The following is a 12,470-nucleotide window of genomic DNA, read 5'->3' on the forward strand; positions in this document are numbered from 1 at the left end:
AGAGAAGCGATACACCCATTGTGATCATCTGTAAAACAGCACAGGTGGACATATTTGTCTATGGAACACTGACCGAAGCCTCGACTGTTGAACAAGTACTTGATGACGAACCATTCTCGTTCGACGGTCAAGCAGTTCTCAAAGGAGTACATCGTGTTGAGTGTGAGTATCCAACACTAATGCCCGGGGGCGAAACCCATGGTCGAATACTACAGACAGATGCGGTCGGTCTCCTGGATCAATATGAAGGTGTTACTGATGAATTGTATACTCGACAGTCGGTTCCAGTCGCAGACCGCCCCGCGACAGCGGACGTGTACATTGGTGATCCTAATCGGCTCAATTGTGAGGAGAACAGCTGGCCGCACGCGCAAACATTTGTTGACTCTGTAACAACATATCTAACTGAACAAAATGTTGTAATAATATAAAATGTATGTGAATAGCAACCGCAGACAGGTGGCTGACAAGCGTCATACAACTGGTTTACAACGCCGCAGTCTTGCGGTTTTTACTTTCACTCTGCGTGCCACATCTTTATATAGGTCTAAGCCCATCGGATAGTTGCACGTCACACGCGTGCATTCCCCCTTTCCCCCTCAATTGACTTCCCCGAGCGATCGGACTACTCTGCTTGCATGAATTACTCATCGAAAACCATTAGCAATTGCTCAAAAGAGAACCGGTATGCTCTCTCTATCGGATATTGAAGCGGCCCAAGGGCGAATCAAATCAGTTGCTCGGAAGACACCGCTTGAACAGTCATACACGTTCTCAGACAAAACTGGAGCAGACGTACATCTCAAATTGGAGAACTTCCAGCGGACGGGTTCGTTCAAGATACGGGGTGCAATGAATCGGATCGTGACGCTCAGTGAGGCTGAGAAGGCTGCAGGAGTTGTTACTGCAAGTGCTGGCAACCATGCACAGGGTGTTGCCCTTGCAGCAACTCGCGCAGGGGTTGATTCGACAATCGTCATGCCCAAACACGCGCCGATCTCGAAAGTCAAAGCAACAAAACGGTACGGTGGACGAGTAGTCTTACACGGCGAGGACTACAACGATGCGCAATCGAAAGCTCACGAGATCGAAGCCAATGAGGACCGAACCTATGTTCACGCCTTTGATGATCCGTACGTAATGGCGGGACAGGGGACGATCGGACTCGAAATTCTCGAACAGTGTCCGACCGTTGAGACCGTTATCATTCCGATCGGTGGCGGTGGACTCATTTCCGGTATTGCAACAGCAATCAAAGCCAAGAAACCAGATGTTCGCGTTGTTGGCGTACAGGCAGAAGGTGCCTCAAGTGTTGCGACATCGCTGCAGAAAGGGGCTGTATATGAGATTGATGAGGTGGATACAATTGCCGATGGGATTGCCACACGTGCAGTTGGTCAACAACCATTTTCAGTCATTGAAAAACACGTTGATGAGGTGGTCACAGTAACTGATGAGGAGATTGCGCTTGCACTCACGCTCCTGTTAGAGCGTGGAAAAACCCTCGTTGAAGGTGCAGGTGCGGTCGCGCTTGCCGCGCTGCTCTCGGGTGCCGTGTCATATGAAGAGGATGAGACGATCGTTCCAGCACTGTGTGGAGGGAATATCGATATGAACGTTCTCACCACAGTCATTGTCAGAGGGCTTGTCCAAATGGGCCGGTATCTAAAGATTCGAACCGTGCTCAAAGACCGTCCGGGGTCACTCCACGGGCTTATTGACATCATTGCTGAACAACAGGCGAATATTTATGCGATCCATCACGATCGAACCTCTCGCCGAATTGGAATGAGCGACACCGAGGTAGAGATTGAACTTGAGACACGTGGAGAAGAGCACGTCGCAGAGCTACTGGCAACGTTGGAAGCAAATGGCTATACAGTTGAAGTACTGGAGTAGCTATCGCTAGCGTCCAGTAAGCACGTCAGTACTCCCACAGTCAGGACACTGGGTAATTCCGGTAAACGGTGGGGAATCGATACGGTTCCAACTGTCGCTGCCTGATTCTGCTTCGTACCCGCAGCGTCGACATCGAGAGATAGCGACCTGATCAGTGTTATGTGCTGCCATATGTGCAGATTCCAATTCCCCATGAATAGTTGTAGTGGCACGATACTATCCAACTACTGAAACGTGTGGGATACATTCGGAAGCAATTAAGAAACCCCCACGAGGAGATAGAGTATGAAACGAATTATCAGCACAGACGATGCACCAGGTGCAGTTGGCGCATACAGCCAAGCAACAACAAATGGATCACTCCTATTCACTGCAGGGCAAATACCACTGACGCCGGATGGAGAACTGCTCGATGATGCAGATATCGGGACCCAAACTGCGCAGTCGCTCGATAATATTATGGCGATCCTAGGGGCGGAGGGGCTCGACTCGAGTGCAATTCTAAAAATGACGGTGTTTCTCAACGATATCGAAGACTTCGAGGAGATGAACGAAACATACGCGACCTACTTCGATGATGAACCACCAGCACGGAGCGCGCTTGAGGTTGGTGCCCTTCCAAAAGGTGCCGGCGTCGAAATTGAAGCGATCGCAACATTCGAATAGCAACGTACTAGCCGTGGATCCACGCACAAAATCCAGCCTGTTGTGGGGTATTATTGGTGGAATGAGTTTCGGTGTTCTCGCACAGGCCTACATGATTATTGCAGAACCGCTTCCGATCGGCATCTGGGGAGTACTCTTTGGAGGAGTCACTGTTGGCACGATAACTACTGTCGTGACATATGCCACCGAATATCGCCTGATGCAGAAAGGAAGGACTTAAAATACGCAAGGCGGTATCTTTTGTTGGGAGCCAGGATGGCCGAGTGGTAAGGCGCACGCCTGGAAAGCGTGTTCCCTTTGGGATCCAGGGTTCAAATCCCTGTCCTGGCGTTTTTTGACAACCTACAAACTACGTAGTTGCCTCTCTACTCAGGTGTGGTACAGGAACTACAATAAAATAGATATTATCAGGACCCCTTCGAAAACAAATGCTGACACACCTGTCTTGTTTGTTAATATAGACTAGCGACTGCGTTTCGATAGTTGGACCAGATTAGTAATGAACGAGGCAGTCATATAACGAAGAGAAAATGTTTGAAGACCAACCAAAGGGACTCCTATACGTTGCACTCAGCTTGCTGGGTGTAACAGTTCTTATTCATTTCATCGGTGGGCTCTCTGAGTTGTATCAGGTGTTAACAAGCGACGGTATTGCTGGATACACTGTACTGATGCTTCTAGGCGGTGCACTACCCCTCATTGTATTGTCGGCAATGCTTAGTGGTATGCTACAGCCATCTGTAACATATCTGATTCTCTCAATGATGATGGTGCTGTACATTGCGACATATGCTGATGTACACGTATTTGGTATGCTTGAATCTACGATAGGAGTGGATCTACATACACATGATCACAGTGAACATAGTCATGATAGTAGCACACATAATGGAGATGATCACGGCCACGACCACAATGGACATGACGATGATCATGCTCATGATCACAACGATCATGATAGTGGTCACCGACATGGCCATGATGATGATGGAATCGGTTCTGTAATTAGCCACCTCCAGGATGATTTTGTTGCACTCGCTGCAAAAGTGAGTGAGGGTGGTGCAGCAGTCGTGTTTGCAATCCTTGCAATCAAAACTCGATAAAGGTGTTTGAATGATACTTCAGCGCGTGTACGACGGCACAATAAATACAGTTCGTGGAAAAGTTAATTACCATGGGTGGTGTTACCACAAGTGACGATGCCAGACACAAAATCCGGCCGGGAGCGGAAAGGGCGCAACAAGCGTGCACAGTTGGAAAGCCGGCTCAACAAACAAGAGTTGAAGACGCTTGGGGCAGACGATGAGCCACCAGAGCCGGAGGCAGACGATCTCGGTTCGGAGTTTCTTACAGATCCAGACGAATTAGATGATTAACGAAGTCATCCGTTAGAGGCTATCTAAACCCTATTTTATACGTGTTAAAATGCCTAGCCATGGCTTTGAACAGAAGCATGACGTGACGTACTGCCGAAAAGCTCTCGAGTATTTCTCTTAGTCAGTAATAGAGTATATAAAAGCGTGCTCTGTGAAATAAAAGTGCATTGTTAACACCTAACATAAAATACGACTAATCGTTAGACTGCGTACGATTTTTTCGGTTGAAGGTCGTGTAGGACCCACCAGTCTAACTACGCATATACGATACTTTTTTATAGAATCACAAACAATCATTGTGATGACTATGAGCCAGCGAATGCAAGGACAACCGATGATCATTCTCGGAGAGGATTCTCAGCGCGTCAAAGACCGTGACGCCCAAGAGTACAACATCTCAGCAGCGCGCGCAGTTGCTGATGCGGTTCGATCGACACTCGGCCCAAAAGGGATGGACAAGATGCTTGTCGACTCGATGGGCGATGTCACCATCACGAACGATGGTGTGACCATCCTCACCGAGATGGACATCGACAATCCAACCGCAGAGATGATTATCGAGGTCGCAGAGACACAGGAGGACGAAGCAGGCGACGGTACAACAACCGCTGTTGCGATCGCTGGTGAACTCCTGAAAAACGCAGAGGACCTCCTTGAGCAGGATATTCACCCAACAGCAGTCATTAAAGGCTACCACATGGCAAGCGAGAAGGCTCGCGAAGAGATCGACAATATCGCAGACCGCGTCGACTCTGACGACACCGAGCTCCTCAAGAAGGTTGCAGAAACTTCGATGACTGGCAAGAGCGCAGACCTCGATCGCGAGGTTCTTGCAGAGCTCATCGTTGAAGCAGTTCAGCAGATCACTGTTGATGCAGACGACGGTTCCTCGGTTGTCGACCTCGAAAATCTCAAGATCGAAACCCAAACAGGACGCTCCGCACGTGAGTCCGACCTTCTCAAAGGCGCAGTCATCAACAAAGACCCGGTCCACGATGACATGCCGCTGAACTTTGAGGACGCGGACATCCTCCTTCTCAACGAGCCAGTTGAGGTTGAAGAAGCAGATGTTGATACGCAGGTCTCGATCGAAAGCCCAGACCAGCTCCAGAAGTTCCTTGACCAGGAGGAAACGCAGCTCAAACAGAAAGTTCAACAGATCGTTGACTCAGGCGCTGACGTCGTCTTCTGTCAGAAAGGAATCGATGACCTCGCACAGCACTACCTCGCAAAAGAGGGTATTCTTGCAGTTCGCCGAACAAAGAAATCCGACCTCAAATTCCTCAAAAACGTTGTTGGCGGAAAAATCGTCTCCGATCTCGACAGTCTCACTGCAGATGACCTTGGAAACGGCTCAGTCACCCGCGACGACGAGGACGAACTCTTCTACGTCGAAGGTGAAGGCGATGAGATCCACGGTGTGACACTACTCATTCGTGGCTCAACCGACCATGTTGTCGAGGAGCTTGAACGCGGTATGCAGGATGCGATCGACGTTGTCGCAACAACCGTCTCTGACGGGCGCGTCCTCGCTGGGGGTGGCGCAATCGAAGTCGAGCTTGCATCACGACTCCGTGACTACGCAGACTCCGTCTCCGGCCGCGAGCAGCTCGCTGTCGAAGCATTTGCAGACTCGCTTGAGCTTGTTCCACGCGTCCTTGCAGAGAACGCAGGCCTTGATGCGATCGATCTGCTCGTTGATCTTCGTGCAGAACACCAAGCAGGCAACAAACGTGCAGGCCTAAATGCCTTCTCCGGTGATGTCGAAGATACCTTCGAGGCAGGCATTGTCGAGCCAGCACACGCCAAAGAGCAGGCAGTAGCATCCGCAGCAGAAGCCGCAAACCTCGTCCTCAAGATTGACGACATCATCGCCGCAGGCGACCTCTCCACAAAAGGAGACGGCGACGATGACCCAGCCGGCGGCATGGGTGGAATGGGTGGTATGGGCGGCATGGGCGGTGCAATGTAACCACGAAAGGGGCACTGCACATTCGTTGCGCTGTACTGCTATCGATCACATATTTTTTGAGTGTTGCTGTTAGAGCCAGAGGCATCATTGGTGATCGCTCCATAGAATCTACAGGAATTAAATATCAACCGGCAAATAGTGCGCACATGGAGACGCTGCTGCTCAACAGTGCGGATGTCAACGAAAACGCAAAAATGGCCGATCTGATTCCGGCGATCGAAGACGCATTTGCGGCCTACGAACGTGGCGATGCACAGATGCCGCCAAAATCGTACATCGATCTGCCACAGTACAACGGTGATTTCCGATCGATGCCCGCATATCTCGATGCTGGTGAGTGGGACGCCGCAGGGATCAAATGGGTAAATGTTCACACCGACAATAACGACAAATATGATCTTCCAACAGTGCTTGGAACGATGATATATTCGGATCCGAAAAATGCGTTCCCACTGGCGATCATGGATGGGACAGAGTTGACAATGCTTCGAACTGGTGCCGCAGCAGCAGTTGCAACGGATCATCTAGCAGTGGAGGACGCAACCTCAATGGGTATCATCGGTGCCGGTGTCCAATCATATACACAACTACAGGCGATTTCGACGATTCGGCCAATCGACGAAGTTGTTATTTCCGATCTTGATGAAGAACGGGTTGCCGCGTTTATTGATGCATTTGACGATACCTTCGATGTTCGTGCAGGCACAATTAGTGAGGCAGCGTCCTGTGATGTGCTCTCGACAGTGACCCCAGTCGAGTCACCGATCGTTTCAAAATCGGATGTTGGCGAGCACACACATATCAACGCAATGGGTGCTGATGCAGAAGGAAAACACGAGCTTGCAGACCAAATTCTTCTCGATGCAAAACTCGTTATCGACGACTACGAGCAGACGACACACTCCGGTGAAATCAATGTCCCGTGGAGCGAGGGTATTCTCTCGGATGAGGATATCTACGGAGAGATTGGGGAGATCGTTGTTGGCGAGAAGGATGGACGGATCGGATCCGATGGCGTCACTGTCTTTGACTCAACAGGACTCGCAATTCAGGATGTTGCGGCCGCTCACGTCGTCTACGAGCATGCGGCTGAAAACGAGAACGGCTATCCGTTCGATCTGATTGGGCTCAATCAGTAGAACCCGACTTTTTCGAAGAAGTGTATTTTCAACGTACTTGTCGAGCAACGAACTCGGTCAGTTTTGAGAGTCCCCAGAAGACTGCAAGAACCGGAAGCAGTGGGAGCACAAATATCGCTAAGATAGCGATCATCAACCAGCCGACAATATCCATCTCCATATTAGGCAGATCGCCTTGGGGCTTCGTCACGGTACGATATAGTGGTACATCTGGAAGCTCTTCACGGACTGCAGTGGTTATATCAAGCGCCATAATAGAGTGTACGCTATCCGAGCGGTTAACCGTATTTGTGATCCATCCAAATAATGGGATGTAAGAGAGAGGTAGCCCCAGAAAAACTATACTGACACAAAAAGCACAAATAGTATGGTTCTTGCCAGCGCCCTCCATACTATTTTTGCCCTCCATAGCCGGCTTGATACCACAATTCGGAGAATCATATTTGCGGATGTAATCAATAGACGCGAGTGGTATCTCTCGGTTGCTAATGAGTGTAAAGCAGTGATCACAACATGGGAACAATCAGCAGCACAACCATACGAATATACGGACTGCCGATATGTCAGAGGTCAGTGTTTCGAGTTTGTGAGGCAGCTTGAAAGAAAGCTCAATCAACATCCAGAGACCGTTGATACCGATATTGCACAGACTGCCAAACAGCTTCAATGGGATGTGATACAACGGGCAAGTGTTGGCCGGCTCCACCAAGCACCACAAGCTGCGATCGAACCGATCGTACTGGATGCAAAGGCCCTTGAAACACGATGTCGGCTGCGAGCAGCAGGATTGGAAGACGGTCATTCAACCAGCGCCTCGTTTGGAAATAACGTTGTCGAAGCCGATCTGTAGGTGAATGACACTGGTTTCGTTGGAAAGGAAGAATTACGATAGCATCCGGATACCAAACTGTCTGAAAATATAAATGCTAAACGAGCACACCCACATAATGTAATGTTAAATAGTGATGTACCACAGTTGGAGGTAGAGATCCCCGAAATAACACAGATCGCCTTCGTCGTTGAGGATCTGGAGGATGGGATGGATCGGTTCGGCGGCCTGCTTGGCGTCGAACCATGGGAGATCTACCGGTTTGAACCACCAAAACTCACTGATCGAACGTATCACGGTGAGTCCCACGAATACTCGATGGCGCTGGCGCTGACAGAGGTGGCGGATACAATGGTAGAGCTAATCGAGCCGCTGGAGGGTGAGAGCATCTATACCGAACATCTCGATGAACACGGCGAGGGACTTCACCACGTCGGCTGTTTCGCCTTCGATGATGTTGATTCCGTAATCGACGAATTCGAAAGTGCAGGAATGGGCGTCATCCAGAGCGGAACATTTGGGCCCGAAGACACTGATGCAGGGGTCGAGTTTTTTTATTTTGATACCGCAGCGGAACTGAACGGAGTCATTTTTGAGACTGCGCGGTATCTCGACGAACTTCCAGACCCCGATCGAACATATCCGTAAAAACTGTTGGGTAACACGACTGGCTTGCTGTTATATTTTATACCGAGTGTCGCATTCACACACTTGCCGTGCAGCGATCGGTTTGAGGGCACTCCAACTTCGATCGTGATTTTTATGACCGTGACTGAAGTTCGATGGAAAGGTATAGAACGGAAACGGCACGACGTATATATAAATCAATGAACCAAGACGGCTACGACCACCAATCGGTCGAACAGCGCTGGCAGGCGGCGTGGGATGACGATCGCGTCTATCGGACACCAGATTCGGTGTCGGATCCGACGTATGTCCTCGGAATGTACCCGTACCCGTCTGGAAAACTCCATATGGGCCATGTCCGGAACTATACAATAACGGATGCATATGCCCGATTCCGCAGAATGCAAGGGGATAATGTGCTGCATCCGATGGGGTGGGATGCATTCGGGCTTCCTGCGGAGAACGCAGCCAAAGAGCGAGATACCAATCCACGCGATTGGACGTTCGACTGCATCGACACAATGCGTGGACAGATGGAGTCGATGGGCTTCGGCTATGACTGGGAGCGCGAGATTACGACGTGCACGCCTGAGTATTATAAATGGAATCAGTGGCTCTTCCGACGGCTCTACGAAGAAGGGTTGGTCGAACAACGGGATGCAGAGGTCAACTGGTGTCCTGACTGTGAGACTGTTCTCGCAGATGAACAGGTCGAGGGTGAAGCTGAACTCTGTTGGCGCTGTGACAATCCAGTCGAACAGCGGGAGTTAGAACAGTGGTTCCTGAAAATCACCGAGTACGCAGATGAGTTGCTCGATGATCTCGAAGCGTTGGACGGCTGGCCGGAATCAGTCCGTCAGATGCAGCGCAATTGGATCGGCCGCCAATACGGAACTGAACTCACATTCGATGTAGAAGGCCATGGACCAGTTGAGGCATTTACAACGCGTGTCGACACGATTTACGGCGCGACGTTCTTTGCGCTTGCACCGGACCACCCGATTAGCCAGACGTTGGCTGCAGAAGATGATGAGATACATCATTTCGTTCACCATGAGGCAGATCCAGATGGGGATGAGCCAAACGGTATCAAAACATCACTGACTGCGACAAACCCGGTAACCGGTCAGGAGATTCCGGTCTTCGTCGCGGACTTTGTTCTCTCAGATGTCGGAACTGGTGCACTGATGGGCGTACCAGGTCACGATACACGCGACCACGCATTCGCCTCAAAGATGGGCGTAGAGATTATCCCCGTCATTGCACCAAGCGAAGATGCGGTTCCCGATGTGAGCGAGGGGGCCTACACCGATGATGGTGTTCTTGTTAATTCTGACTCGTACAATGGGCTAGACAGTGAAACGGCACGAGATGAGATCACAGCAGACACGGACGTTGCTGAGAAGACGACACAGTACCGACTTCGCGATTGGGGAATCTCCAGACAACGCTACTGGGGAACACCAATCCCAGTTGTTCGCTGTAATGATTGTGGTCCGGTGTTAGTGCCGGAGTCAGAGCTCCCTGTAGAGCTACCGGCATTCATCAATACAACGGGGAATCCACTCGACGCAGCGGATGAGTGGAAACATACCGCCTGCCCTGAGTGTGGTGGCGACGCAGTTCGAGAGACAGATACGATGGATACGTTCGTGGATTCCTCGTGGTACTTCCTACGGTACGTCTCTCCTGACCGTTCGGATGTTCCATTCGATCTCGATCGATCGAACGATTGGATGCCGGTCGATCAGTACGTCGGCGGCATTGAGCATGCGGTCATGCACCTCTTATACAGCCGATTTATCACCAAAGTGCTCTCGGATACAGAAGGGCTTGAACACAGAGAGCCATTCAGCAATCTGTTAGCACAAGGGATGGTCCAGTTGGACGGTTCAAAGATGTCCAAATCAAAAGGGAACGTTGTCTCTCCACAGCGGATTATCGAAGAGTACGGTGCAGACACTGCCCGACTCTTCATCATGCAAGCAGCCCAACCGGAGCGTGCATTTGATTGGACTGAAGAGGGCGTTCGATCGACGTACGTATTCTTAACACGACTCTGGAACCTGGTCAACTCGTTCGATCCTGCAACCGCAGCCGGTGACGATGATTCGGTTGCTGCGTATGTTCGAGCGGAGATTGATGCAACGATTGCGGTCGCAACTGAAGAGTACGATTCGCTGACGTTCAACATCGCGCTGCGTGAAGCGCAAGGGTTAGTCCGAACCCTCCGGCAGTATGCGGAGTACACAGATCCACATGCGGAGACGTTCGAGTATGGACTTAACACGGTCGTCCAACTGCTTGCGCCGGTTGCACCACACATTGCGGAGTCACTGCACGAGACGTTGGGTGGTGACGGCTACATTGTGGACGTTGCGTGGCCAACAAGCGATGCCGATCGATCGTTCGCCGAAAAGCGGCGGCGGTTGGTCCAAAACACTCGTGAAGACGTTCGACAGATTATCGATGTTGCGGGGATCGACAATCCAAAACAGATTGATGTTGTGGTCGCACCGGAGTGGAAGTACCAAGCGCTTGAAATCGCAGTCGAGAGCGATGCGCCAAATGTGATCTCCGAGATTATGCAAATACCTGAAATCCGATCACAGGGCGATGCAGCGGCATCCTATGGGCAAGATCTCCAAGCGGAACGAGAAGCACTCTCTGTCGGTCTTGCACGGACAGACGAGTACGATGCACTTGAAGCCGCAGCGTGGCTCATCGAGCGTGAGTTTGAAGCACCAGTTACAGTCATTGAGGCAGCAGCAGCGGAACAGTCAGTTAGTAAAAAGGCCACGCCGGGTCGGCCGGCGATCGACATCCAAGAGTGAAACAGTCGTACGGACTGAGCAGTTCGTCAACAGCGATTAGCTGATGTCGATGCGGTGACCGCTATCTTCGTCTTCTTCGACAGCGAGTTTTGGGATCGTCACTGTGAGCACGCCGTTTGTGTAGTTTGCAGTTGTCGTCTCGGCGTCGATCGGCTCAGGGAGACGGATACGGCGGTTGAGCGTCTCAGCGTGACGCTCACGCTGGAGGTAGAGGCCAGTTTCGCTGTGGCCCTCGGATTCATCAGTATGGTCTCGCGTTGCACGGATGGTGAGCATGTCATCATCAAGGCGAAGATCGATGTGCTCACGGTCAAAACCAGGGACATCCGCCATCACAACATACTCTGTGTCGTAATCGGCGATATCGATATCGATGGTGTTCCAACTTGTAGGGGAGACACCCATCTGCTCGAAGTTTCTGCTCATGCGTTCGAAGAACTGTTCAATCTCATCAAACGGTGCTGAGCGTCGCATCATAGGATTAATTCACCGCATATACATTCGACTGCTGAGAGCTTAAATAGTATAGGATTGTGAATAACAATTCGCACACTAGAGAGCGTATAACGCGGTTTTATCGGCTTAAAAGATACTGAAGAGAGGGTGAATTTTGGCGATTACTCAATATCGATACGTTTTCCGCTTGCCGCTTCAGGTGCCTGCTTTGGAAGCGTAACAGTCAGAACGCCGTTGTTATATGCGGCTGCAGTATCCTCGCCAACAACCTCTGTTGGAAGTCCAAGTCGACGGCTCACAGATCGCTGTTGTCGTTCACGCCGGTGGTACGTGATACCGTCATCTTCTTCTTCACTCTCATCGCTAACTTCCGACACCGCATCAATTACGAGCGTTCCATTATCAAGTCGAACTTCAATATCGTCGCGATCAAACCCTGGAAGGTCCGCAGTCACAACAATATCTTCGCCGTGATCTGCAACATCGACACGGATATCCGATCGGATGCCGGTGTCGAACGATCGTCCGATACCACCGAACTGTTCGTTCATTCGTTCAAGGAACTCATCGAGTTCACGGAATGGATCACGTTTGTCTGGCATACAGATTACAGTTTGGTCGGCAGACTATTCAATCTTGTCGCCACAAAGAGAACAGTATTCAATAACAGCA

At 50.6% G+C, this 12,470-nt stretch carries 15 protein-coding genes and 1 tRNA gene; 12 read left to right on the forward strand and 4 right to left on the reverse strand.

Translation table 11 applies throughout. From position 1 onward, the window contains the following. Positions 1–44: 44 nt before the first annotated feature. Positions 45–431, forward strand: a complete 387-nt coding sequence (locus AArcSt2_RS02135) for a gamma-glutamylcyclotransferase family protein (RefSeq protein ID WP_250582621.1) — start codon at positions 45–47, stop codon at positions 429–431. Between the two features lie 256 nt (positions 432–687). After that, complete coding sequence (gene ilvA, locus AArcSt2_RS02140) at positions 688–1,899, forward strand: threonine ammonia-lyase (protein WP_174652737.1); 1,212 nt, start codon at positions 688–690, stop codon at positions 1,897–1,899. Positions 1,900–1,905: 6 nt separating this feature from the next. On the opposite strand, the gene AArcSt2_RS02145 is transcribed toward ilvA, so the two are convergent. Further along, on the reverse strand, positions 1,906–2,070 hold the full coding sequence (locus tag AArcSt2_RS02145; RefSeq protein ID WP_174652736.1) for a hypothetical protein: 165 nt from the start codon (positions 2,068–2,070) through the stop codon (positions 1,906–1,908). Positions 2,071–2,184: 114 nt separating this feature from the next. On the opposite strand from AArcSt2_RS02145, the gene AArcSt2_RS02150 reads away from it, so the two are divergent. From AArcSt2_RS02150 to AArcSt2_RS02180, 7 genes are all read left to right on the forward strand, one after another. Further along, the gene (locus AArcSt2_RS02150) at positions 2,185–2,565 is read left to right on the forward strand and encodes a Rid family detoxifying hydrolase (RefSeq protein ID WP_174652735.1); all 381 of its coding nucleotides are present in this window, start codon (positions 2,185–2,187) and stop codon (positions 2,563–2,565) included. A 13-nt stretch (positions 2,566–2,578) separates the two neighbouring features. Further along, on the forward strand, positions 2,579–2,785 hold the full coding sequence (locus tag AArcSt2_RS02155) for a DUF7981 family protein (protein WP_174652734.1): 207 nt from the start codon (positions 2,579–2,581) through the stop codon (positions 2,783–2,785). 29 nt (positions 2,786–2,814) lie between these two features. Next, positions 2,815–2,895, forward strand: a tRNA-Ser gene (locus tag AArcSt2_RS02160). Positions 2,896–3,095: 200 nt separating this feature from the next. After that, the gene (locus AArcSt2_RS02165) at positions 3,096–3,668 is read left to right on the forward strand and encodes a hypothetical protein (RefSeq protein WP_174652733.1); all 573 of its coding nucleotides are present in this window, start codon (positions 3,096–3,098) and stop codon (positions 3,666–3,668) included. A gap of 96 nt (positions 3,669–3,764) precedes the next feature. Continuing rightward, positions 3,765–3,941 (forward strand): hypothetical protein, encoded by a 177-nt coding sequence (locus AArcSt2_RS02170; protein WP_484549541.1) that lies wholly within the window; start codon positions 3,765–3,767, stop codon positions 3,939–3,941. Between the two features lie 334 nt (positions 3,942–4,275). Then, positions 4,276–5,913 carry a thermosome subunit beta gene (gene thsB, locus AArcSt2_RS02175; RefSeq protein ID WP_250583134.1) on the forward strand — a complete coding sequence of 546 codons (1,638 nt, stop codon included), beginning with the start codon at positions 4,276–4,278 and terminating at the stop codon, positions 5,911–5,913. A gap of 146 nt (positions 5,914–6,059) precedes the next feature. After that, the gene (locus AArcSt2_RS02180) at positions 6,060–7,052 is read left to right on the forward strand and encodes an ornithine cyclodeaminase family protein (protein ID WP_250582623.1); all 993 of its coding nucleotides are present in this window, start codon (positions 6,060–6,062) and stop codon (positions 7,050–7,052) included. 28 nt (positions 7,053–7,080) lie between these two features. Here AArcSt2_RS02180 and AArcSt2_RS02185 read toward each other — a convergent pair whose 3' ends face one another. Beyond that, positions 7,081–7,305, reverse strand: coding sequence for a DUF7535 family protein (locus AArcSt2_RS02185; RefSeq protein WP_174652731.1), 225 nt, complete (start codon positions 7,303–7,305; stop codon positions 7,081–7,083). Between the two features lie 114 nt (positions 7,306–7,419). Here AArcSt2_RS02185 and AArcSt2_RS02190 point away from each other — a divergent pair, with 114 nt between their 5' ends. The 3 genes from AArcSt2_RS02190 to leuS all read left to right on the forward strand — a co-directional run bounded on the left by AArcSt2_RS02190 (position 7,420) and on the right by leuS (position 11,342). Next, complete coding sequence (locus AArcSt2_RS02190; RefSeq protein ID WP_250582625.1) at positions 7,420–7,902, forward strand: hypothetical protein; 483 nt, start codon at positions 7,420–7,422, stop codon at positions 7,900–7,902. Between the two features lie 102 nt (positions 7,903–8,004). Then, positions 8,005–8,529 (forward strand): VOC family protein, encoded by a 525-nt coding sequence (locus AArcSt2_RS02195; protein ID WP_174652729.1) that lies wholly within the window; start codon positions 8,005–8,007, stop codon positions 8,527–8,529. Between the two features lie 179 nt (positions 8,530–8,708). Further along, positions 8,709–11,342 carry a leucine--tRNA ligase gene (leuS, locus tag AArcSt2_RS02200; RefSeq protein WP_250582627.1) on the forward strand — a complete coding sequence of 878 codons (2,634 nt, stop codon included), beginning with the start codon at positions 8,709–8,711 and terminating at the stop codon, positions 11,340–11,342. A gap of 36 nt (positions 11,343–11,378) precedes the next feature. Here leuS and AArcSt2_RS02205 read toward each other — a convergent pair whose 3' ends face one another. Continuing rightward, positions 11,379–11,819, reverse strand: coding sequence for an Hsp20/alpha crystallin family protein (locus AArcSt2_RS02205; protein WP_343233284.1), 441 nt, complete (start codon positions 11,817–11,819; stop codon positions 11,379–11,381). A 140-nt stretch (positions 11,820–11,959) separates the two neighbouring features. Beyond that, positions 11,960–12,400, reverse strand: coding sequence for an Hsp20/alpha crystallin family protein (locus AArcSt2_RS02210; protein ID WP_174652726.1), 441 nt, complete (start codon positions 12,398–12,400; stop codon positions 11,960–11,962). Positions 12,401–12,470: the final 70 nt, after the last annotated feature.

This window comes from Natronocalculus amylovorans, assembly GCF_023638035.1.
GTDB lineage: Archaea > Halobacteriota > Halobacteria > Halobacteriales > Haloferacaceae > Natronocalculus > Natronocalculus amylovorans.